Raw genomic sequence first — 22234 nt, 5'->3', positions numbered from 1 at the left:
CTGGTTTACCAGTCCGTTGAAGCAGCAACTCCGGGAAGTGATTCTCGGAAGCTCCCGTCTACGGCCCGTCAGGGCTTAGCGGGAGAGGATGTCACGCCTCATTGCCGCAGTTCACCTGCAGGGCCAGATGGTCGCATTCGGGGCCAAAGTGGCCATCAGGCTCCGTCCGAGTAGCGTGAACGGCCCGGCTCACCTGTCCCGAGAGCAGATGGACCGAAAACCCCATCCCCTGCAGAGCAGCGGCCAGCAGGCTGTTCAGCTCAAAGCAAAAGCCGCCCCGCCGCTCTCGGACGATTTTTTGGAACAAAAAATCCCGCTCCAGGCGAATGGGGCGACCCCAGTGAATATCCAGATTTTCAAACGGCACCCGCAGCAGGTGGGCCAGGTGGATCTGGCGCAGGGTTTGCGGGGTGAGCTGGGTGGGGCCGACGTAGCCAATGCGCTCCAGGTAGGCCCTGATTTGGGCAGGCGTCAGCGGCTCTAGCATCAGCACGGGAGGCGGTTGGGTTGGCGGCAAGCGAGCATCTGGCCTACCCTAGCCTTGCTGCAGCTCCCCGGCCAGAGCCAGAAGAACAGTTTTTGGCGACGCCCCAACTCTCTCCCACCAGAGAACAAAGCAAAAAGAGAATGCTACGATAGCGGCAAGAAAAAAGAAGGCGAAGCGTTACATGGCGGAATATACTCGGTCGATTTCCTTTTACGGGCGGGAAATTGACATCAATATTGGGTTGATGGCTCCCCAGGCAGGTTGCGGAGTCTGGTTGACTTCTGGGGAAACTTCGGTCTTGGTCACGGCTACGCGACAAGCCGGTCGTGCCGGTGTCGATTTCTTGCCTTTGCTGGTGGACTATGAGGAGCGGCTCTACGCTGCCGGGCGGATCCCAGGAGGCTACTTGCGGCGGGAAGGTCGGCCACCGGAGCGGGCCACCCTGATCTCTCGTCTTATAGACCGGCCCCTGCGGCCTTTGTTCCCAGAATGGCTGCGGGACGATGTGCAAATCGTGGCCACCACCCTCTCGGTGGACGACAAGGTGCCGCCCGATGTGTTGTGTATTTTGGGGGCCTCGCTGGCCATCCACAGCGCTCGCATCCCCTTCAACGGCCCGGTGGCGGCGGTGCGGGTCGGCTTGGTTAAAGATGAGTTCATCATCAACCCCACCTATGCCGAGATCGAGGCCGGCGATCTGGATTTGGTGGTGGCTGGCTGTGCCGACGGCGTAATCATGGTGGAGGCCGGCGCCAACCAACTGCCGGAAAAGGACGTGGTCGAGGCCATTGAGTTTGGTTTCGAGGCCGTTCAAGAGCTGCTCAAGGCCCAACAGCAAGTTTTCGCCGATCTCAACATCACCCCTGTGGAGCTGCCCCCGCCCCCTCAAAATGAGGAGCTGGTTGCCTTTGTGGCAGAACACGCCCAGGAGGAGATTCGCTCCGTCCTCAGACAGTTCCTGGATAAGACCAGCCGCGAGCAACAACTGGAGGCGATCAAGGCCAAGCTAGAGGCCCAGATCCAGGCACGGCCAGAGGGGGATCCCTTGCGGCTGTATCTGCTGGAAAATCCCAAGGAATTGGACAACCAGTTCAAGGCTTTGACCAAGAAGCTGATGCGCCAGCAGATCTTGCAGGAGGGGGTGCGGGTGGATGGGCGCAAGCTGGACGAGGTGCGACCAGTCTCTTGTCGGGTGGGCTTGATCCCACGGGTACACGGCAGCGCTCTGTTCAACCGCGGCCTCACCCAAGTCCTTTCCATCACCACCCTCGGCACCCCTGGTGATGCCCAGGAGCTGGACGATCTGCACCCAGTGGACGAGAAGCGTTACATGCACCACTATAACTTCCCCGGCTTTTCCGTGGGAGAAGTGCGGCCCTCGCGCTCGCCGGGACGGCGGGAGATCGGCCATGGGGCGCTGGCGGAGCGGGCCTTGGTGCCGGTGCTGCCCAAGGAGGAGGAGTTTCCCTACGTGGTGCGGGTGGTCTCAGAGGTGCTCTCCTCCAATGGCTCCACCTCGATGGCCTCAGTCTGTGGCTCTACCCTGTCTTTGATGGATGCCGGGGTGCCGATCAAAGCGCCGGTCAGCGGCGTAGCCATGGGCTTAATTAAGGAAGGGGACGAGGTGCGCATCCTCACCGACATCCAGGGCATCGAGGACTTTTTGGGGGATATGGACTTCAAGGTGGCCGGCACGCGGGCCGGGATCACCGCTTTGCAGATGGACATGAAAATTACCGGCATCACCGTGGATGTGGTGGAGAAAGCCCTCCTGCAGGCCAAGGCCGGGCGGGACTACATCCTTGACAAAATGCTGGAGGTTCTCCCGGCGCCTCGGCCCCAGTTGGCCAAAACAGCCCCTCGTCTGCTCACGTTCAAGGTGGATCCGGAAGATATCGGCAAGATCATCGGCCCTGGCGGCAAGATGGTGCGCAGCATCACCGAAGCGACAGGAGCCAAGGTGGACATCAGCGACGATGGCACGATCACCGTGTCCTCCTCGGTGGGCGGCCAGGCAGAAGCGGCTCGGGCGATGATCGAAAACCTGGTGCGGCGGGTGGAAGAGGGGCAGGTGTACCTGGGCAAGGTGACCCGCATCATTCCTATCGGCGCCTTTGTGGAGTTCTTGCCGGGCAAAGAGGGCATGATCCACATCTCGCAACTGGCGGAGTACCGCGTCAGCAGGGTGGAGGATGAAATTGCCGTAGCAGATGAGGTGGTGGTCAAGGTGCGCAGCATCGACCACAAGGGCCGCGTTAACCTCACCCGTCTCGGCATTAGTCCTGAGGAGGCGGCGCGGGCGCGCAACCATCACCCCTGAAGCTGCGGTTTTTCCCCAGCAACTGGGTGGGCAGGGATCCCCTCGCCAGCCGTTGTCAGCGGCCAAGATGGCAGAGGAGGCGCTCTTCAACCTGTTGGCCTCAACATGCCGAATCTCGCTTCTCCCCTTCTTGCTGGCCAAGAGCGTGGCCCTCAGAGGCGACTGTCTCCCTCCCGGCGGCGACTGGGCTGGGCCTTGGCTTGGGGCCTGGGGTGGGCCACCTTGCTCAACCTTTCTGCCCAGCACCCTTTGTTGCTGCGGCTGGAGAGCGACGCCCAGGAATGGCTCTATGCTTGGCGCGGCCCTCAGCAACCTTCCCCGGAGGTGGTGATCCTCGGCATCGATGGCCGCATTGATGGGCAGGGAGAAAGTGGTGATGGCCAGCATAATGTTGACTTTCTCTTGGAACGGGCTAACTACGCCGGCCTGACCTTGCGCCTTCTGGAAGAGGCCGAAGCCAGGGTGGTGGTGCTGAACCTGCCCAGCAGCTTTGTGGTGCCGCAGAATCTGGGCAACGAGAACCTAGATGCTCCCCTGCGTCAGGTGGTGCAGCGCTACCCGGATCGCTTGGTTTTGGCCACCCGCAGCAGCGAGAGCTTTGGACGCTCCGAGATCAACATCTACAACCACTTCTTGCCTTTTTCGTCCTTGCGCCTTGAGTATTTGGTGCCGCCAGAGCATGTTCAGGGGGTGGTGCAACACCGAGTCGACAGAACCGGGATCCTACGCCAGGCCCAGTTGCGGGGGCTCTACCTACGCCGCGACAGCCAGGAGGAGCAGATGTTCGCCTCGGTGGAGGCTCTGGCTTTTGCCAAGTACGACCCGGAGAAGGCTAGCCGCTGGTTTCGCAAGCGGGGCTTACAGCCGTTTCAGTTCAATCCCCTTGGCTCTCAGCACAGCATCCCCATCATCCCCATCGAACGGGTCTGTCCGCCGCTGATCTCCCAGACGGGATCCGGCTCCCCGACGCTCAGCCCCGGCCAAGCCTGCCGCGGCCAAGAAGGGATCCCGCCCCTCGACCCCAAAGTTGCCGACCAACTGCGAGACAAAATTGTCCTGGTCGGCTTTGTGGGCGGCTACCCGGAGACCTTCCCGGTGCGGACGGCGGATGGATCCCAGATTGCGGCAGTCGAGCTGCAGGCGCAAATCCTCTCGAGCCTGCTCACCGGAGAGGTGTACCGATCCCTGCCGGCAGGGCTAGCGGCGGGAGTTGTCTTCCTGCTGGGGGCGGGAACGGGCCTGATCTGGGTGCTCTATCGCCCCTCCCCGCGACGGAATTGCTGGGACTGGAAACAACAGCGCTCTCTCCTCTGGCCAGTGGTGGGGCTGGTTGCTTATGAAGGGTGGGCCGTGACCCAATTTTTGCTGTGGCGTTGGATTTGGCCGCTGACCTTGCCGGCTTTGGCCGTCGGTCTAACGGGGGTGAGCCTGCTTCTGACCTTGGTAATCTTGGAGAACCAGGAGCGGCTCTTGGCCCAGCAACAGGAACTGGAGCGCCTGCGCCGGGCCGAACAAGAGGCTGCTATCGACCAAGCCCGCAAGCTGCTCTACCGGATTGCCACCGACATTCACGATCGCGAGCTGCAGGAGCTGAAGGTGGTGATGGACGAGCTGGAGAGCTTGCAATGGCAACAGCAGCAGGGTAAGGATCCCGATCCTGCCATTTACGATCGTCTGCTGGAACAACTGGAAAGGATCGGGCGAGGCATTCGCGAGCAGCTTAACGATGTGCGCACCCTGGCCACCAAGCTGCGCATTTCCCCCAGCTTGCGGGAGGGCTTGCACCGGGGCATCGACACCTATCTGGACGAGCTGATTCGGACGGGCAGCCTGACCTTGCCTGTGGAGCGCCACCTACAACCTCTGGAGGAGCCCAATACCGGCGAGTGGTTCGACCAACGGGAGGACATCTTGCGCTTTTTGCGAGAGGCCATCGGCAATGTCATCGCCCATGTGCAACCTCCCAAGGGCAACGCCTCCTTCGTCAAGGTGTCCTTGGTGCAAAAGGAGCGCCACTGCTGCTTGTCGGTCATCAATGACGGCGTAGAATACGCCCCCAGCCCCGGTGGCGGCTATGGCAGCAAAGCCATGAATACCATTGCCCGCTACCTGCCCAAGGGCTCCTGGCATCGCACCCACACTCCGGAAGGCCATACCTACGTCGAGCTGCACTGGGAGATGCCGCTCTAAAAGACTTAGACAACAGCGGGCAAAAGGGAACTTTTGTCTGTGCTTCAGCGACTCCTACCTAGCTGGTCGCCCAGCCCCGGCAGACCCCAGGCGTAACTTCCCCCAGAGCTTGAGGTACAGCCTGCTAAAGAATCAAGAGGTACAGTAGCAACACTCAGCAAACCCACTTCGGAAGCGGATAGAGGTCTTACCTGCCTGATAAGCTGTCACAACTCTTTGCCGTCAATCCAAAGAATGGGTTGGCATCCCCTCCTCTCCTGCCTCTTGAATACCTGTACCCTATTTTTAACAGGCTGTAGCATCGATGCTCTTGCGAGGGAGCTCAAAGGGGGAAAGTGACTGGAGAGGGTATCTGTTGGATAATGCCCAGATTCCTCGGAAGAGGGCGTGGGGCAGTTTACGCTTTGATGGGCACTTTCTTCTCCAGCCACTGGGCCACTTGATCGGCCAGATCAACCCCTTCTAACTGGCAGATCTCCCGCAGCATAGTTGGGCTGGTGACGTTAATCTCTGTCAGCCGTTCCCCGATGACATCAATTCCAACAAAATAGAGTTTCTCCTGCCGCAGCACTGGCGCCAAAGCCGCGCAGAGGGCCCGTTCTTTTTCAGCAATCTCGGTTTTCTCCACCCGACCCCCAGCGGCCACATTGCCACGGAAATCCCCCTCCCCAGGGATGCGATTGACGGCGCCCAAAGGCTCGCCCTCCAGCAGCAAAATGCGCTTATCTCCCGCTGCTGCCTGCGGCAAATACTCTTGCACCATCACGGGCAGCCGGCCAAACTGAGTGCTCAGCTCGATCAAGGAATTGAGGTTTGGATCGCCGGCATTGACCCGCAGGATCCCTTCCCCACCCTTGCCGCCCAGGGGCTTGAGCACCGCCTGCCCCACCTGCTCGACGAATTGGCGGAGCAAGGCCTTGCTGCTGCTGACGCAGGTACGCGGGATCCACTCTTTAAACCGCAAAGCATAGAGCTTTTCGTTGGCGGAGCGGATCCCGGCAGGATGGTTGAGCACTAGGGTGCGGCGGGGGGAGAGATGATCCAGAAGGTAGGTGGCGTAGAGATAGGCCGCGTCCACCGGCGGATCCTTGCGCATCCATACGGCTTGCATCTGGCTCAAGGGCAACAAACGCCGTTCTTTGACTTCGTACCAGGGATCCGCTCCTAGATCCAACACAATCTCCTCAACGGATCCCCAGGTTTCCCCTTGATCCCAGTAGAGGTCGGCCAATCCAAGGCAAAAAATGCGGTGGCCTCGTTTCTGCAGCGCCTCCATTAGGGCAACGCTGGTGTCGTGGCCCACCTGCAACTGAGACAACGGATCGACAATGAAAGCTACCTGCATGAATGGTTTGAGCAACGAAAAGCTGCCCTGAGTATGCAACAAATTGGAGCGGATTGCTCCGGGCAGGAAGTTAAACCGATGCAGAGCCGTCTTTAACATCCCCTTAACCCTGACCAGCGAAGCAAACGTTAGCTTAGTTAGATGAGATCCCTGTTAGACCTCAGTGTTTCGGCCAGGTTGACCAGGTTTCTGGCTCGCCTGTGAGGAATGGTCTGTCTGTGAGTGTTCCTTCTCCCCAACCCTCCGAGCCGGTTCGCATTGAAACCACGCGGGACTTGCTAGCAGCCCTGCGAGAAGGGCGCTCCCTGCTGGGTGCCAACCTCGAAGGCGCCTACCTCTCGCGGGGCCTGCTCGACCGCATCCAGATGCCCAAGGCCAACTTGACGCGGGCCAACCTGCGCTCGCTCAGTATGCAGCAGGCAGATCTGCGGTTATGCAACTTTCGCCGTGCCGAGCTGGAGCGGGCCAACTTCGCTGCCTCCGATCTCCGGGGATCCAGCTTCAGTCAAGCCCTGGGAGACTACAGCAACTTCACCGCTGCCAAGCTGGACAAAAGCAGCTTTCAGGGGGGACACTTCAGCCATTCCATCTTTCGCGAGGCCAGCTTGGTGGCTGCCAACCTAACGGAAGGCAACTTTTTTGCCGCCGACTTTCGCCAAGCCAACCTCTTTCGCTGCAACCTCTCCCAGGCCATCCTATCCAGTTGCCAGTTGCAGAATGCCAACTTTGACCAAGCCCTCCTGGTGGGGGCCAACCTCCAAGAGGCCCAAATTGAAGGGGCCAGCTTTGTCGGCGCCGACTTTACCGACGCCAAGCTCTCGGACGAAATGCGCAAGTTCTTGATCGAACGCGCGAGCGGCACCAACGAGCTTACTCAGCGGGACACCCTCAACACTCTGCTGGCGGGGCTCCAGCCCAAGTCACGCAAACTGTTTGGATTGCTGTGAACTGTAGCCAGGGCCACTCTTGCGCCAGCCCCAGCAGATCGGTTTTCAAGAGGTCAAGGCAGCGGATGATCCCTCAAAATTGGTTGAGGTCGATTCCAGCTTCGCGGGCCATGGCCCCTATCCCTTTGGCCTTGAGGGTTTTCAGTGCCTTGGTGGAAAGGCGCAAACGAACAAACCGCTTGCCCTCCTCCCACCAGATGCGTTTCCACTGCAGGTTAACCTCCTGCAGACGCTTGGTACGCCGGTGGGAGTGGGAGATGGCGAAAGCGTTGTTGCGTTTTTTGTTGGTCAGTTGGCAGCGACGTGCCATGAGATCCAAGGGAACTCAGCTTCGCTATTCTATGGCCTCTTTTTGTCGAGCAGCAAGCTGCAGCTGAGCTTGCAACTGGGCTAGCTCTGTCCTCAATTGGTCAAAGGTTTGTTGGCAATGGTTGACGCTTCTCAGGGGCAGCTCTTCGTTTTTGGCGATGCAGGTGACCTGTACAGATCCGTCAGCGGCTTGGCGGGTGCGATCCACAAACACCTCTACCGTCACCAGTTTGGCGTAGGGATTTTTTCCAGGCGGCTCGCCGGCCACCCAGTAGTCAGGGCTGTTGTGTAGGACAGTAAGCTGGCAACGCTCCAAGACAGCGCGAATCGCTTCGCTTAACTGCTCGGCTGAGCCCATGAGCTGGGTAACGCAGGAGTATCGAGCCATAGGAGAAGCAAGTCACCACGGTTATCCTACCACCAAGTTTTCGGCTCCTGCAGCCAAAGGCGGGCGAGCAAAATTGCGTTTAAGAGTACTTCGCACCGGCTCGGCCAACCCTGCTGTGGGGGAGTAATTGCGTTAAAACATAAGGACATAAAGAGTGCCTTTCGGCTCTTTCCCCAGGAGAGTTGTGATGTCTAGGGTCTCCTGTTTAGCCCGTTCTCTCTTGTTGCTGGGATCCCTGGCTCTGGGTTGGATAGACCTGTCTTCTGCCCAAGCGCAGCCCTTTCAAGCAGGCGATCTGGATGGGGATGGTCGTTTGACGGTGCAGGATCTCAACCTGTTGGGGGCCTATTTGCGGGGAGAACGGGAGTTGACCGACGACCAGATCCGGGCTGCCGATGTCGATCAGGATGGGCGGATTACAGAAGCCGATTGGCAGGTGTTGCAGCAGCGCATTCAGGCGGCCACAGATGCACCCACCGGCCAGGTGCAGTTGGACTCGGCCTACTCTGGGCAGGTGGTGGATCGCCTGACAGGGCAGCCTTTGGCCGGGGTGGAGGTGGCCATTCCGGGGGCAGGGATTTCGGTGCGCACCGATGCCCAAGGGCGGTTTCGCCTGCCGGGGCCGCTGCCGGCAGAAGAAATTTTGGTGGCGTGGCTGGAGAACTATTTGCCCTATTCCCAGAGCACAGGCAACGGACAGACCGGCGGGGATCGGCCTTGGCAGTTGCAGTTGGAGCGCTGGGATCCCAACGCCACGCTGGTGCTGGAGGCCAATGTCATCCGCCTGGGCGATAACCAATATTCTCCAAAGTCGGCGGCTGCCGGGCAATTTCTGGCGCCTGCCCAAGGGGTGGAGATGACCCGCTCCTTCAGCCTAGACCGCCTGCCGCCTCGCCCACCGGTTTTGCGGCTTGGATCCCTGATTGGGTTGGATACTGCCGCTGCCTATCGGGCCGGCCAGTCCCGCATTCCCGGCGCCAATATGTCTCCCATGCGAGTGCTTTTAAACGGAGTGGAGGTGGAGCAAATCCACTTGGGGGGAGACGACCTGCGCATCCCTCTGCCACTAGAGCATCTGCGCCTGGGGCTGAATACGGTTACCTTGCGCACTGGCAAAACGGTGATCCAGCCTGGCAGGATCGCCGGCGGATCCCGGATCAGTATCCCTCTTTTGGGTGGATCCCTGGATATCTTTGTGCCGCTGGGGACTGACACAATCGGCCAGGACGGTGGGGCTTGGGTGGACTATGACGATGTGCAGTTGGCCAATGTCACGATCGAGATCCCCAACTAAATGCCCAGGCTAACTTGCGCTGGCTAGGCCGCGGGGATTTTGTTGCTCAGAAGCTTGCCCGAAGCCTTTTCGACAGGCCTACTGGGCCCTGACGTGTTGACTTTGCGCAGCTTGGTCTTCGGTTTAGTAAACCTGTTTTTAAATTGTTATCCTGCTGGATGGAAAGCGACTGTGGAGCTTATTTCTAAAGCCGTTCCCAGAGGAGTGGAAAGCTCGAATTACTGAAAGTGTGCGGCGGAATTTTTGGGATTTTTCTGGGGTTGAGCCGTGTTGTCGTTTTTCTTCGCTATTTCAGCTTTTCCAGTGTTTTTAGTACTTCGGATCCCTTCAGCTCTAACCTCATCGATGATTACAGGTTTATTTGATTTAATTCCAGGTACTGGAGCCACTATTGGGACTAGCCTAATTGCTCATATTGTCTTATCACAGAGCGTATGGCTCTCTATCCAGTAATTTGTATCTCCCTACAACAAGTAGAAGAGAGCTTACTCCTGCTTCGCGTGATGCAGGGATCCGTCAATATCAACCCTGTGATCATGTTTTTCTCTTTGTTTGTGAGCGGTACTGTGGCCGGCTTGTTGGCGGTGTTCTTGGCCATTCCGGTGACGTGAGTGTTGATCAACTTACTTGAGTAAAAGGGCATCCAAAACGGTGATCTCCGCTTCCAGATTGCCCTTCAGGTTTTCCTCTACACCACCGGGGATCAGGAGCTGTTTTACCAGCGCTACGGCCAGGCCACCCAGGAAACGGTGATCCAGTTTCTGGCTTTTGATAGGGTTGGCTTGCTAAGTGTTGCTACTGTACCCCTTAATTAGGCTGTAGCACTGGGTTGAACAGCTTGGCTCTATCCTCTGATCTACTGCTCCACATGTTCTTTTAGGGCAGTCCATCTTTTACTTCCGTGTCTTGAAAACTCTTGGTCTTAGGTTTTCTCGGCTCAGCCAGCGATAAACCGTTAACGACTGACTTCGTAAATCTATGCGGCTATTGTCGGGCTGTCCCCTTCCTTAACATACCCTACAACTCTCTCCTAAGTCTGGGCTGTGGCTCGTGGAGTTGCCTCTTGGAGTCTGCTCCATGCCATCTTATCTCTAACAGCGTTCCACCCTCAGCCAAATTGGCTATAGCAAGTCAGGGTCAGCCCTATCCCACCTTTTTTATAAAGCCGATAAAAAAAGCCCCATAAAGGGGCTTGTCGCTCAGCGACTTATAAAACTCTAGAGCAATATAGGGAAGCGCTCCATTGAATCTGTTGCTTTAAACACCGTTTTGATCACAGTCACTAGAATCTCAGAAAAAAGGCCAAACTGCGGCAGATATCATTTTTTTTTTAGATTTTCGGGAGGCTGGCCCTACACCGATCGGGCTGCTGTTGGGCAAGCCCTAGCTTGAGGACGACTTGGGATCCGCTGTCTCCCCCCCCAGCCAGCGCCAAGTGGTGGGCAGCAGGGCTGCTGCTAGCACACACTTCAGCAGATCGCCGGGGATAAAGGGGAACACGCCTTTGGTGAGCACGGCCAAGACGGAAGTGGGGCCGACATTCTCGTTCAGCCACACCCCCAGCCAGGTGGCTCCCAAGACGTAGATCAAAACCGAGCAGGAGAGGATGGACGCGGCCATCTTCCAAGGGCTGCGATCCACCCCCCAGCGCTCCACAAACCAGCCCATCAGCCCTGCGGCCAGGGGAAAGGCCAGCAAGTAGCCCCCTGTCGGTCCGGTTAGGTGGCTGAGCCCGGAGCCGCCGCCGTTGAAGAAGGGCAACCCCAAAAGCCCCTCCAGCAGGTACAGCAGCAAGGCGAGAAAGCCCAACCTCGACCCAAAGCCTGCCCCCACCAGCATCACGCCGAAGGTTTGTCCGGTGATGGGTACTGGCGTAAAGGGCAAAGGGATCCGCACCTGCGCCAGGGCCGCTACCAACAAACTTCCCCCCAACACCAGCATGGAATCCCGAACCCAGGAAGGACGGGTCAGAAGGGTTTGCGCCAAAGGTGTGTGAACAAAAGTAGCAGTCATAGGATATTTGGGGCGCTGAGATACAAGAGATAACAGCTCTTTTCCGAGATCCCCTGACCCATCCCAAAAGCTTTTGGCCAGAGGCTGCAACTAACCGGCAAAGGGCCTTATCTGGGTAGTATATCGCAACCGGAGGATTCTGTACCTATGCACTACCTTGCTTGGCCGCGGCCATTTGTCTGGCGCATCCACTGAATCCGCAGAAGGGTGAGGCAAAAGATGAACCACAAAGCCCCCAGGCTATACCCCGCCAGCAGATCGCTGGGCCAATTCAACCCCCAGTCGGCCCGGCTGAAACCGATGAAGAATAGGATCCCCAGCACTCCTCCAGCGAACCAGCGCCGCTGAGCAGGATAATAGCTTGCCACCAGATAGCCCAAAAGGCCGTAGATTACCGTTGCTGCGATGACCTGTCCACTCCGACAGGATGGGATCCCAAAGATCTGGGCGGGGGCGAGAAAAGGTAGGCTGCAGGATCCCGGCGATCACGGCAGCTCCTAAGGCTGCAACCAACAGTCCCCAAGCCGTCCGTCTTTGTTGGCTGCGCCAGAGCAAAACCCATCCCCAGGCGGTCAAACCCACCAGCCCAATCGGATGCCCTAACCCCCACCCCACCCAAGCCAAGGGATCCAGCCAAGGGCTGGCCCGCTGCAGCCATTGCAAAATCCATGCATCGATGGCTTGACTGGAGGGCGCCAGTCCTTGCAAAGCCAGAGTCAGTCCCCAGAGGACCAGAGCCGAGCCGAGGATCCCGCCCAGGCCCACGGTTGCGCTCAGCAGGGTCAGGCTCGGCGAAACCCGTCTCACCCAGAAGATGGCGAGCTTTTCGGCGGAGTTGGGTTTCCGCACAGGCGGCGCGATGCACCTCGATCTGGACGGGGGCTGTGCCCACCACTTCTCCGTCGACAACCACCTTCTGGGGTGGGTTCGTCTCAACCCAGATGCGGGAAGCTTTGAAGGTGAGGATCCCTTTCAGCTAGAAACCGCAGGAGCCCCGCCCCCCTGCCCCCGTATACGGGGGGTTGGAGCGTGGCCAGGATCTCGGCAAGTTGCACCGGTAAGGGATCAGCTCTTGTTATTCTTCTTCTTCTTGTTCGGGTCGTCGGGATGCTGGCGATCTTCTTCGAGGAACATCAAACTGTGAAGACGAGCTGAGCGGTAGTCGGAGAGGCGCATCGCAAGGGAAGCCCAGGCTAATTTGCTGCCCAAGCCGGACTTCTGGTACAACAGGGAGGCGACGGGAGCGACGCCGACGGCCTTGGCATCGCGGATGGCAGCCAGATCGGCGCTCAAGAAAACAAACTGCCAGCCGTCTTTCTCTGTTTTTTCTTTGATCATCTTCTCGACTTGCTCTTTGCGGAACTCGCGGCTGGCGTTCTCTTGGCCATCGGTTACCACCACCATAACCACCCTCGCAGGGCGATCTGCTTCAGCGAGTTGGCTGAGGCCGCTTTCCAAGTCGGTGATGCCGCGACCCATGGCATCTAGCAAAGGGGTAGAGGCCCGCGGCACATAGGTCTCGCGGGTTAGCTCGGGAACTTCGGCGATGGGCTTGAAACGGTGGATAACTTCGTAGGGATCCTGCGAGTCAAACTGAACCAAAGTGAGGGTGGCAAACCCTGGCTCTGCCCTCTGCTATGGTCACCGGCCTCCTGTAGGAAATCTAACTTGGGACTTCTGCCAGCGACCCGTTTGTGAAGGATTCTGTGCAACTATTTGCAAAGGTTATCAGCTTGATGGGCTTTGATAAATCCTTGTCGGCGCAGAGCCCTGAGAGAGTATCTTGAAGCGTCAAACGGCAGTGAAACCGCTCATTGCGCGGATCCCTGCCTTCCCTTTCCCGGGGAGAGAGGAACTGGGAGACGGTCTCAAACTTGTCTGAAATGACCGCAAAACCCTCTAAAAGCCCAGCCCATCTGCTCCTGAGGTCACCGTGCCTTTTTCTGGGTCTAGGGTGACGATGGCGCCGTCGCGGATGAGGCGCGTAGCATCCTTAACTCCCACCAGCACCGGCACCCCTAACCGCAGACCGATCACCGCCGCATGGGAGGAGGCCCCATCTTCTTCGGTGATCACCCCGGCCGCCTGTTTGATCGCCTCCACATAGTTGGCATCGGTAGCGCGAGCAACCAGGATGTCGCCGGCAGTGATCTTGCTGGCATCGAGGCTAGATCTGAGGATGCGGGCCGGGCCGCTGACAGTGCCTTTGCCAAACCCTCTGCCTTTGGCCACCACTGCCTTGACTACCTCTACCTTAATCAGATCGGTGGAGCCGGATACGCCTGGCAAAGTGCCGGCGCTGAGCACCACCAAGTCGCCATCCTTAAGCAAGCCTTCTTCCTGAGCCACGTTGATGGCGGCCTGAAAGGTCTGGCGGGTGGTAGGCAAATCCATGACCAACAAGGGCCGTACCCCCCACACCAACTGCAGTTGCCGCGCCACCTCTACATGAGGAGTTACAGCCAAGATCGGGGTGCGCGGGCGAAACCGGGAGACATTGCGAGCCGTAGCCCCGGTTTTGGTCAGGGTCATCACCGCCACCGCATCCAACTCCTGGGCAATCTCCCCTACGGCGCGGCTGATTGAGTCGGTGACCAGGGTTTTGGGCCGGGGCGAGCCATTGCCACCGGGGCTGCCGTTATTTTGACTCAGCTCCTGCAGGGTGAGGGTGCGCAGGTGTTGGCGGCGATCGACATAGATCGGGCTGAAGTAATCCCGTTCGATGCGCACAGCAATGCGGGCCATGGTCGCCACCGCCTCGACGGGATATTTGCCTACCGCCGTCTCGTTGGAGAGCATGACGGCATCGGTGCCGTCCAAAATAGCATTGGCCACATCCGAGATCTCGGCCCGAGTGGGACGAGGGCTGTGGGCCATGCTGTCCAGCATTTGGGTAGCGGTGATCACCGGGATCCCCAGGCAGTTGGCCATGGCAATGATCCGCTTCTGCAAAATCGGCACCTCTTCCGCCGGCAGCTCTACGCCCAGATCTCCCCGCGCCACCATTACCCCGTCGCTGAGGGCCAGGATCTGGGGCAGTTGTTGGATGGCCTCGTGTTTTTCGATCTTGACAATGATAGGAACCCGCTTGCCGACAGCGGCCATCAGTTCCCGCAGCTCCAGCACATCCGAGGGATCCCGCACAAAGCTGAGGGCCACCCAGTCCACCCCTTGGTTGAGGCCGAAGTAGAGGTCTTCTTTGTCTTTTTCGGTAACGGCGCGGATGCTGAGGCGCACGCCGGGGAAGTTCACCCCCTTGTTGTCGGAGAGGGTGCCGCCGACAATGGTGCGGCAGAAGAGCTCCCCCGCCTCGGGATCCACCGCCTCCACCCGCATCTCCACCCGACCGTCGTCGAGGAGGATCGTCGCCCCTTCCGGCACCTCTTGGGCTAGCTTGTCGTAGGTGACCCAACTGCGCTCCTGGGATCCCAAAATGGGCTTGCTGGTCAACACGAAGGGATCCCCGCTCCTAAGGGTGATCGAGCCTTCGGCGAACTTGCCGAGGCGAATTTTGGGCCCCTGCAGGTCTTGCAAAATGGCGACCTGGATGCCGAGGTCCATAGCGGTTTGGCGGATGAGGCGGATGTTGCGGCGGTGCAGGTCGTGATCCCCATGGGAGAAGTTGAGGCGAAGGGTGGTTGCCCCTTGCAGGATCATTTCCCTTAGGATGGCGGGGTTGGAGCTGGCAGGGCCGATAGTGGCAACAATTTTGGTGCGTCGAAAAGACTCGCTCGAATGCATGGCAATCTTTACCAAGGGAGAGCAGCCCAGATTGTTTCCCCACACAGGGATCCCCTTGATACGATAACCCGTTTTGACACTTCCGGCCTTAAGTGGAAGCAGCCCGGAAACAGACTCTTAAAGGCGTTGTCAAAGCGCCTCTGCTGACTTTCCACAGACAAAGTCCAAAGGTTGCCGTTACTTCGTATTCGTCGCCGCATGGGCGTCGGCGTTGATGAGCCAACCCTCTGGGGTTCTAAACAGCTCACACTTACCTGCTTTTTCCAGCCTTTTTTACCGCTTCTAGGCAGAAAATGCCATCTTGGGCCTCGACTGGAATGTGTCGCTGCGCATCCGCGGAGAGCAGATCCTCCTCGTGGAGATGGGTGGCAGCATCAACTGGATTTCCCTGCCTCAGTCGCTCACCAGCCGCTGCCGAGAGTGCTGGCGATCGTGCCAAGTGAGAGAAACGGTCTCCATCTGGCCAGGGATCCCACCTGGCGGCTCAACCAGCAGCTCCGTTACTGCAATAACCGCCGGCTCCTCGCCCAAAGCGTGTCGGCCTTCGCTCATCTCAGAGACTCCAGATATTGGCTGAGGTCTTCTTGCAGGCGGGAGAACTCCACTTCAATAGAAAGGCGCAATGCCCCTGTTTTCAACATTACTAACACCTTGGCGGCGTGGGGGCCGGGCCAGATATTGGGATTGCAGAACATCTCCAGGTACAAGTTTGGGGCGGCATGGTGAAACTCAATCGGCGCCTGGGGCTGGCGTTGGGGGCCGCTTGCCCCCACTTTGAGCCGCTCCACAAGGGTTTGCAAAGCCCTGTGCCACTCCCGCGCCCCCTCTGCCGAAAGCGGGAAGCTGGCCGACCCGGTTGCGAAGTTGAGGGCAAACTGAGGAGAATAGGTAGTCATAGAAGCCCGTACCTTCGGCAAGCATTCTCTGGAGGGCAGCGTTGGACAATAACAGTATCTTACGTCAGCTCTTACTAATGGGCGTGGGCACCACCGCTCTGCTCGCGGAGCAGTTGAAAAAGGCTGCTGACGAGCTGGTGCAGAAAGGTCAGCTCAAGCCAGAAGAGGCCTCCAACGTCATCAACAACCTGCTCAACCAGGTGAAATCCGAGCAGAGCAACCTGGAGTCTTACGTGCAGCGGCAGGTGCGCAACGTCCTGCAGGATTTGGGTGTTCCTCGCCAATCGGAAATGGACGAGCTGCGCGGGCGGCTGGATCGGCTGGAGCGGCAGGTGCGCAACCTGGAAAACCAAGTTTACCGCCGCTAGCCGAGCTGGATGGTTCGTTTCTGGCGCTTGGCTTGCCCCCTCGGCCAAGCAGAGTTGGGCAAGGGATCCCAGGCTATACCCTGCAAAACTCTGAAGCCAATTCCCAGCTTTTGAGTCCAGAAGGTCACTGCAATTCCCATGCCAAGCGAAGTTTTGACCATCACGGGCCGCGGGATCCCGCTGGTGGGCAACGACATCGACACTGACCGGATTATCCCGGCCCGTTTCTTGAAGTGCGTTACCTTTGAGGGCTTGGGCCAGCATGTATTTGCCGACGACCGGGCCCAGAATCCCGGCCAGCATCCCTTTGACCTGCCTCAGTACCAGGGGGCAGAGATCTTGCTGGTCAACGCCAACTTTGGCTGTGGCTCCAGCCGGGAGCACGCCCCCCAAGCCCTGGCCAAGTGGGGGATCCGCGCCCTCGTCGGCGAAAGCTTTGCCGAGATCTTTTTCGGCAACTGCCTGGCCTTGGGGATCCCCTGCGTCACGGCGCCCGCCAGCGTGATCCAAACCCTGCAAGGGGCGGTGGCCGAGAATCCACAGCTCCGGTTGACGCTGGATGTGCTCAAGAAACAGGTGTGCTGGGAGGATAGAACCGCTGCTGTCGAGATCCCACAGGGGGCCTGGCAGATGCTGGTGCAGGGGACGTGGGATGCCACCGGACAATTGCTGGCCGCCCGGGAGCGGATTCAAGAGGTAGCTGCTTCCTTGCCCTATTTGCGATGGCAGCGGGTCAGGTGAGCAGGTTTCTTCCCCCCACTACTCACCTGTGGCTGGGCAGCGCCGACCCCGATTTTCTGGATCTGGCGAGGCGGGAAATTGCGGCAGCGGATCCCGAGGCCGTCTTTCAGCCTTTGCCGGAGGCACCTGGCCTAGTGCGGGTGTGCAGCCAGCGCTCGTTTGCCGACCTTGCCCAGGCCTGGCAGGCTAACCCGCCCATTTTTTTGCGCCACATCTGCCCCATCCACCAAGAGCGACAGCTCGACGAGATCTCCCTGCTGCGCCTCGATCAAAACCTCTTGGCGGCCATCGACCCTGCCCTCAGCTTTTCGGTACAGACGCGCCGGTTTGGCAAGCTCAACGTCAAGCCCTTCCAGGTTAACGCAGCCCTGGCCGAACAGGTGATGGCGACGGTGGGATCCCCTCTGCAGGTCAAGGATCCCCAGCAGGTGATCTCGGTGGTGCTCCTGGCCAGCTCGACAGGGCTCCGGGCTTGGCTGGGCCTGTCGCTGGCGGCGCAAAACCTCTCCACCTGGGCCGGCGGCGTCCACCGCTTTCGCCGCGATCCCGACCAGATCAGCCGAGCGGAGTTTAAGCTGCTGGAGGCCATCCAGGTGTTTCGCGTCCCTTTGCAACCAGGGGGACGGGCCTTGGATCTGGGGGCGGCGCCGGGGGGCTGGTTGCGCATTTTGCGCCTGCATGGCCAGCAGGTGACGGCTGTGGATCCGGCGGAGCTGGACGAGCGCCTCCGCCACGATGCCGGCATTTGTCACCATCGCCTCAGCGCCCAAGCCTATCTGGCCCGCTGTCCAGGTCAGTTTCACCTCATCCTCAACGACATGCGCATGGATGGCCGTGCCTCTGCCCATCTGATGGCGGCTTTTGCCCCTCATCTGGAGCCGCAGGGGGCAGCCGTGATGACCCTAAAGCTCCCCCACCAGCATCGCCTGCGGGTGCTCCGCCAGACCCTAGACATCTTGGGCAGCGCCTTCCCGGTGGTGAGGGCGCGCCACCTGTTTCACAACCGCAGCGAAATTACCCTCTACCTGCAAAAAGGGATCCCGGCCCCTCACTCTTCCACCACCTGAATTTCCCGGCGCAGCACCTTCTCGCGAATGGACTCCAGCAAGCTCATCTCTTCCGGGGAGATTTTGCCATCGGCCCGGATGGCGGCGATGATTTGATCCACCTCGCTGCGGGTTAACTTCTTATCTTCCAGGGCTTGCTCCACCAGCACCTGCAGTTGGGAAAACTCCATAAAACCACTGCTCCTCTGGGCTTAACCGGTCTTCTCACTTCATCCAGGCTATCTGCGCCCATTCCGATCCCCGGCAGGCGCAAGATTCTCTTCAGGTCAGGTATTCTGAAGAAAATGTAAAAGCCTAGGAGAAAACGACCTCATGGCTGGCCCAACTCTCAAGAGCACTGAGCACGACTGCGCCACTCTTTGCCGAGATGGCTGTGTCTTGGGCGACGCCTGCCCCCACCGAGAGGCGGCTCGTCAAGCAGTGGCCTTCGTCATGAACACCGACTGGGAGACGCTGATGCGGATCGCCGAATCCAGGAACCTACCCAAGGATCCCCCCCAAGCAGAGGTGGATCCCCTGCAGTTTTTGGAGAACTACCGCCTGGGCGGCTAGCTAACAGCTCGGCAACAAATCCCAGTGCAGAATCCAGGTGCTTTGAGCCATACTAATTAAATGGGGTCGAATGCCTGGGTTGTATGGTTTGGCCCTGGGTTGTCTTCGGCTTGGTTCTCATTGCTGCCGAGCTGTTTTTGCCGGAGTTGGTGGCCGGGCCGGCGGGTGTGGCTGCCCTAGGGGCTGCTCTTTTGGCCTATTGGGGGTGGCCAGTTTGGGCCCAGTTCTCGGCCTGGATTGTGCTCTCCCTTGGGTTGATCGTTCTCAGCCGGCGTCTGCTGCCCTCTACTTCAACTCAGCTGGAAGATCTCCTGAAGGAATCGCGAGAAGCGCGGGCAGTTACGGCCATTCCGCCGGGCAAGCGGGGTCGGGTCTCCTATCTCGGCTCCACCTGGAATGCCAAGTGCAGCGTCCCCGACCTGGAGATCCAGCCTGGGCAAGAGCTCTACGTGGTCGATCGCCAAGGCAATACCCTGATCGTGATGCCGATGCAGATGCTCAAGTCTTGAGGGGGATCAGAGGCTTGGCTGCGACTCACTGGACAGGCTCTTTTGAAGAAACACCTGAGGAGTCGGGGAATCTCTGCGAAGGCGAACAAGAAGCTCGCCCTCAGTCCACCGTACTCGGCTACCCATCCCAACAGGTCTAGCAGGTTCTAAGTAGAAGATGCCGTTGGCGGTGGGGGGATAGAGGGCGGGGCTCCCGCGGTTTCTGGCTGAACGCTGGGGAGGCCTTCCCTACAGGCGGCGCAACAATTCCCAACAACAGGCCGGTATCGGTTTCGGCCCAGGCCTTCCCGCTCCCCTCGACAAGGCCAGCCAACCCAGATCTCAGCCGACGGCCACGCTCGCAGGGGAGCGCGGGATCCCTTGCAGCAGCCGCTCCATCTCCGCCTGCAAATCCTGGGTTAGAGCTTGTACGGCTTGCCGGCGGTTGGCCTGGTAGGCGGGCCAGCGCTCCGAAACCGAGAGGGGATCGCCGATGCTGAAACGGGCCAGCCGCGGCCCCAACCTGGGGGGGGCAGCGCCGACGGCGTTTTTGCCTTTGATCCAGGCCAACAGGTTCCACAGCCGCAGGGCGGTTTCGGCCAGTTCCTCCAAACTGGGTTGCTCCGGCAGGGGACGCACGGCAAACACCATCAGGGTCTCCACCAGGCGCATGTGCCAGAGGTGGAAGCTGGCCTCAGAGGCGACGCGATTGGCCAACCCCTTCTCCACAGCCGAAAGCGCCGCAATATCAGGGATATCTTCCCGGTAGATCCAGGCCCAGCCTGCCTGTTCGATGCGATGCCGCCGCTCGATCAAGTCTCCCTGGGGCTGCAGGCCAAAGTGCTGCTCGGCCACGCGCAGGGCCAGATCCGATAGGCTTTGCAGACGTGCCAACAGATCCCCTCCCCCTTTCAGGCTGACCCGCGCCGCGTCGGGCAAAGCTGGGGCGTAGAAGCGCTCGTAAAAACGCTCCATCACCTGAATCAGATGCTCGGCCAGGCGGAGCAGGCGGGCCATCAAAAACCCTTTGCCGACATGGGCCGAGCGCGTGGCCGGGAGCTTGCAATCCGCCTCCATGCGGCGGAGCAACCTGTCCAGCGCCAGGCTGGGATCCCTCAAGTAGGAGTAGCGGAGGCCCACCGGCAAGATCAGCACCTCCTCCGGGCGCCCCGCCTTGTGCAGATCCTCCACCGCCCAGAAACTCATTTGGGCCACCCCCGGCTCCAGCGGGTTGAGCAGCCCACTCATGCCGTTGATTGTCCCTTCGGGAGCCACCGCCAGGGGGTACGGGCCTGACACAAACTGCTCGCGAGAGCTCTTCAGCCCTGCCCGATCCAGACGGCCCCGCAAAATCGGGATCCCGCCCAGCCGGGGAAGCCCCCAGCGGCCAATGAAGCCCAGCCATAGGGGCAGGCCGCGGTCGTAGACAAACAAAACATGGGGACGCTGCCGCAGGCGGATCCCCTGTTGTCGAGCTACCTGAGGCAGAAGATGGGAAAACAGGTACATCAAGCAGGGGGGATCGTCGAGGGTGGGGTGGCGAAAGGCTACCAACAGGCGAATCTTGCCTGCCTCAAATTGCTGATAAAGCTGGGCCAAACGCTCGCCCCCCTCCACCTCAACGCGCGGGATCCCCTTGGCCCAGCGCAACCACAAGGGCAAACCCGCTTGCGCCAAACGAACTACCCAAGGCGTCAATCGCGGCGGCAGAAACTTGAGAGGAGGTTGAACAGTCTGGTACATAGGGATCTTCAGATCTAGGGTTGGCGAAGTCAATAAACCCAAGCTTCGGATCCCATCTTAAGGAGGGTTTGGAAGAGAGAAAGCCCTGCAGTGACAGTTTCTCAACTGGATTCCCTTGCCCAACTCCAGAAGAGGTTCAAGCTCCTGTTGTTTTTTTCCTGCGGCTCCGCGTCTTTTTGGGGGCAGCTTCTTCGTTCGAGGTTGAGTCCTCCATCACCTGACCGTTGAGCACTTGCTTGAGGTGAATGTGCTTATAGCCCAACTGAATCTCAAACTCATCGCCGGGCTTGAGATTCATTTTTTCGGTGTAAGCGGACCCGATGATGATCTGACCATTCTTGTGAACGCTCACGCGAAAGGTTGGCTCGCGACCGCGCCTGTCACGCTTGGCAGTTGGACTGAGGCTCAGACCTTTTGCCGCCAGCACCGCATCATAAAACTCATTTAAGTTGACGCGGAGCTTGTTGGTCTTGGTCATGGTTACGTAGCCACAGCGCTTTGCCGTCTCGCGGCGCGGAAGATGGCTCAACGCTTCTACCTTCTGCAGGAGAGCCTTTCCGGTTAAAGGTTGTGGTGGTATGTCCAACATTTTCTAATGCCCTACAGTCCTCTCCAGGATCATAACCTCCTGGCGTACTTCTGCAACCAAAAGTTGGGGACTCTTTTCGAGGCCACATTTTTCTCCTACTACTTGAAGTGGTTCTCTAAAGGAGAAAGGCTCTCCTCAATAGGCGTTCAATCGGTGTTCTTGCCGTGGTAAAAGGTGAGGGGGGAGCAGGGACTCAAGCGCGGAGGGGGGCTGCAGCTTTTGTTTTGATGGCGCCAAAGGCTAGAGAATCGGTATGGCTCTTCGGCGCGCTGGGTGCTTCGGCAGAGAGGCCAGAGGGATCCGCAGAATCGGGGGAAGAGAAGTGGGCCAGGCCAGGATTGGCGATGATAAAGTCGCGCCAACCAGACTAGATCTGTTCCTCCGATTCCCACCCCTCTGCCGCCCTAAACCCCCAAGACAGCTTCTCCGAACTTCAGCAAAAGGGGCTGGAGTTGTTTTGCACAACGGGTCGGAAAGATAGCCAAAGCAAGCCTGCGGCCCAATGCCATCACCTACAGGGCCGGTAAGGGATTTCGGGCTTCTCGGCGGGAGCCGGCGACGCCACGGGCGTTTTTTTTTCGCCGTTCGACGGGCGCGGGCGACGCAGGCCGCTAGCAGCCATTTCAAGACTGGCCGATGGCAGTAAGGGCTGGAGCGAAATGGGAGCATGACTCTAGTCAATGATATGCTGGACTATACTGAAAATAATGCCCAGTATGTTCAGTATGGCTGCTTGGTATGGCTAGGTATGTAAAA

General features: G+C 59.2%; 23 protein-coding genes. 10 read left to right on the top strand and 13 right to left on the bottom strand.

The window, feature by feature from the left end; all coding sequences use genetic code 11:
- Positions 1-91 precede the first annotated feature (91 nt).
- Positions 92-517, bottom strand: a complete 426-nt coding sequence (locus tag ACVW0R_RS12005) for an arylamine N-acetyltransferase family protein (protein ID WP_011431031.1) — start codon at positions 515-517, stop codon at positions 92-94.
- A gap of 151 nt (positions 518-668) precedes the next feature.
- Here ACVW0R_RS12005 and ACVW0R_RS12000 point away from each other — a divergent pair, with 151 nt between their 5' ends.
- The gene (locus tag ACVW0R_RS12000; protein WP_457502108.1) at positions 669-2807 is read left to right on the top strand and encodes a polyribonucleotide nucleotidyltransferase; all 2139 of its coding nucleotides are present in this window, start codon (positions 669-671) and stop codon (positions 2805-2807) included.
- Between the two features lie 105 nt (positions 2808-2912).
- The gene (locus tag ACVW0R_RS11995) at positions 2913-4997 is read left to right on the top strand and encodes a CHASE2 domain-containing protein (RefSeq protein ID WP_099812903.1); all 2085 of its coding nucleotides are present in this window, start codon (positions 2913-2915) and stop codon (positions 4995-4997) included.
- Positions 4998-5394: 397 nt separating this feature from the next.
- Here ACVW0R_RS11995 and gshB read toward each other — a convergent pair whose 3' ends face one another.
- Positions 5395-6342 carry a glutathione synthase gene (gene gshB / locus ACVW0R_RS11990; RefSeq protein ID WP_011431028.1) on the bottom strand — a complete coding sequence of 316 codons (948 nt, stop codon included), beginning with the start codon at positions 6340-6342 and terminating at the stop codon, positions 5395-5397.
- 218 nt (positions 6343-6560) lie between these two features.
- Here gshB and ACVW0R_RS11985 point away from each other — a divergent pair, with 218 nt between their 5' ends.
- Positions 6561-7289, top strand: coding sequence for a pentapeptide repeat-containing protein (locus tag ACVW0R_RS11985; RefSeq protein WP_457502107.1), 729 nt, complete (start codon positions 6561-6563; stop codon positions 7287-7289).
- Positions 7290-7362: 73 nt separating this feature from the next.
- Here ACVW0R_RS11985 and rpmB read toward each other — a convergent pair whose 3' ends face one another.
- Positions 7363-7599: a 50S ribosomal protein L28 gene (gene rpmB / locus ACVW0R_RS11980; RefSeq protein ID WP_011431026.1), complete on the bottom strand. Its 237-nt coding sequence runs from the start codon at positions 7597-7599 to the stop codon at positions 7363-7365.
- Between the two features lie 24 nt (positions 7600-7623).
- Entirely contained in the window at positions 7624-7986 is a 363-nt protein-coding gene (locus ACVW0R_RS11975) for a hypothetical protein (RefSeq protein WP_011431025.1), read from the bottom strand.
- A 187-nt stretch (positions 7987-8173) separates the two neighbouring features.
- Between ACVW0R_RS11975 and ACVW0R_RS11970 the strand changes: the two genes are divergently transcribed.
- A complete protein-coding gene (locus ACVW0R_RS11970; protein ID WP_457502106.1) occupies positions 8174-9280 on the top strand; it encodes a dockerin type I domain-containing protein in 1107 nt (368 codons plus the stop codon).
- A gap of 434 nt (positions 9281-9714) precedes the next feature.
- Positions 9715-9891 (top strand): AI-2E family transporter, encoded by a 177-nt coding sequence (locus tag ACVW0R_RS11965; RefSeq protein WP_011431023.1) that lies wholly within the window; start codon positions 9715-9717, stop codon positions 9889-9891.
- Between the two features lie 772 nt (positions 9892-10663).
- Here ACVW0R_RS11965 and ACVW0R_RS11960 read toward each other — a convergent pair.
- From ACVW0R_RS11960 to ACVW0R_RS11935, 6 genes are all read right to left on the bottom strand, one after another.
- On the bottom strand, positions 10664-11293 hold the full coding sequence (locus ACVW0R_RS11960; RefSeq protein WP_457502105.1) for a biotin transporter BioY: 630 nt from the start codon (positions 11291-11293) through the stop codon (positions 10664-10666).
- Positions 11294-11445: 152 nt separating this feature from the next.
- On the bottom strand, positions 11446-11661 hold the full coding sequence (locus ACVW0R_RS11955) for a phosphatase PAP2 family protein (RefSeq protein WP_414390416.1): 216 nt from the start codon (positions 11659-11661) through the stop codon (positions 11446-11448).
- Positions 11662-12358: 697 nt separating this feature from the next.
- Complete coding sequence (locus tag ACVW0R_RS11950; protein WP_011431021.1) at positions 12359-12895, bottom strand: VWA domain-containing protein; 537 nt, start codon at positions 12893-12895, stop codon at positions 12359-12361.
- Positions 12896-13192: 297 nt separating this feature from the next.
- Positions 13193-15034: a pyruvate kinase gene (gene pyk / locus ACVW0R_RS11945; protein WP_011431019.1), complete on the bottom strand. Its 1842-nt coding sequence runs from the start codon at positions 15032-15034 to the stop codon at positions 13193-13195.
- A 393-nt stretch (positions 15035-15427) separates the two neighbouring features.
- Positions 15428-15586 (bottom strand): urease accessory protein UreE, encoded by a 159-nt coding sequence (locus ACVW0R_RS11940; protein WP_011431018.1) that lies wholly within the window; start codon positions 15584-15586, stop codon positions 15428-15430.
- The gene (locus ACVW0R_RS11935; protein WP_011431017.1) at positions 15583-15930 is read right to left on the bottom strand and encodes a hypothetical protein; all 348 of its coding nucleotides are present in this window, start codon (positions 15928-15930) and stop codon (positions 15583-15585) included. The genes ACVW0R_RS11940 and ACVW0R_RS11935 overlap by 4 nt, the downstream gene beginning before the upstream one ends.
- A gap of 41 nt (positions 15931-15971) precedes the next feature.
- On the opposite strand from ACVW0R_RS11935, the gene ACVW0R_RS11930 reads away from it, so the two are divergent.
- The 3 genes from ACVW0R_RS11930 to ACVW0R_RS11920 all read left to right on the top strand — a co-directional run bounded on the left by ACVW0R_RS11930 (position 15972) and on the right by ACVW0R_RS11920 (position 18106).
- The gene (locus tag ACVW0R_RS11930; protein ID WP_011431016.1) at positions 15972-16298 is read left to right on the top strand and encodes a phasin family protein; all 327 of its coding nucleotides are present in this window, start codon (positions 15972-15974) and stop codon (positions 16296-16298) included.
- A gap of 138 nt (positions 16299-16436) precedes the next feature.
- Entirely contained in the window at positions 16437-17039 is a 603-nt protein-coding gene (gene leuD, locus ACVW0R_RS11925) for a 3-isopropylmalate dehydratase small subunit (protein WP_457502104.1), read from the top strand.
- A complete protein-coding gene (locus ACVW0R_RS11920; protein ID WP_457502103.1) occupies positions 17036-18106 on the top strand; it encodes an SAM-dependent methyltransferase in 1071 nt (356 codons plus the stop codon). Before leuD ends, ACVW0R_RS11920 begins: the two co-directional genes overlap by 4 nt.
- Here ACVW0R_RS11920 and ACVW0R_RS11915 read toward each other — a convergent pair.
- Positions 18088-18276 (bottom strand): hypothetical protein, encoded by a 189-nt coding sequence (locus ACVW0R_RS11915; protein ID WP_011431012.1) that lies wholly within the window; start codon positions 18274-18276, stop codon positions 18088-18090. The genes ACVW0R_RS11920 and ACVW0R_RS11915 overlap by 19 nt on opposite strands.
- 142 nt (positions 18277-18418) lie before the next feature.
- Between ACVW0R_RS11915 and ACVW0R_RS11910 the strand changes: the two genes are divergently transcribed.
- On the top strand, positions 18419-18658 hold the full coding sequence (locus tag ACVW0R_RS11910; protein WP_011431011.1) for a hypothetical protein: 240 nt from the start codon (positions 18419-18421) through the stop codon (positions 18656-18658).
- A gap of 83 nt (positions 18659-18741) precedes the next feature.
- Positions 18742-19167, top strand: a complete 426-nt coding sequence (locus ACVW0R_RS11905; RefSeq protein WP_011431010.1) for an NfeD family protein — start codon at positions 18742-18744, stop codon at positions 19165-19167.
- A gap of 321 nt (positions 19168-19488) precedes the next feature.
- Here ACVW0R_RS11905 and ACVW0R_RS11900 read toward each other — a convergent pair whose 3' ends face one another.
- Together ACVW0R_RS11900 and ACVW0R_RS11895 are read right to left on the bottom strand one after the other, a co-directional pair.
- Positions 19489-20889, bottom strand: a complete 1401-nt coding sequence (locus ACVW0R_RS11900; RefSeq protein WP_011431009.1) for a 1-acyl-sn-glycerol-3-phosphate acyltransferase — start codon at positions 20887-20889, stop codon at positions 19489-19491.
- Between the two features lie 136 nt (positions 20890-21025).
- Positions 21026-21478 carry an AbrB family transcriptional regulator gene (locus ACVW0R_RS11895; RefSeq protein ID WP_011431008.1) on the bottom strand — a complete coding sequence of 151 codons (453 nt, stop codon included), beginning with the start codon at positions 21476-21478 and terminating at the stop codon, positions 21026-21028.
- Positions 21479-22234: the final 756 nt, after the last annotated feature.

This window comes from Thermostichus sp. MS-CIW-15 (genome assembly GCF_054060575.1).
Note: the sequence above shows the minus strand (reverse complement) of the source record. Positions and strands in the feature narration are given on the sequence as shown.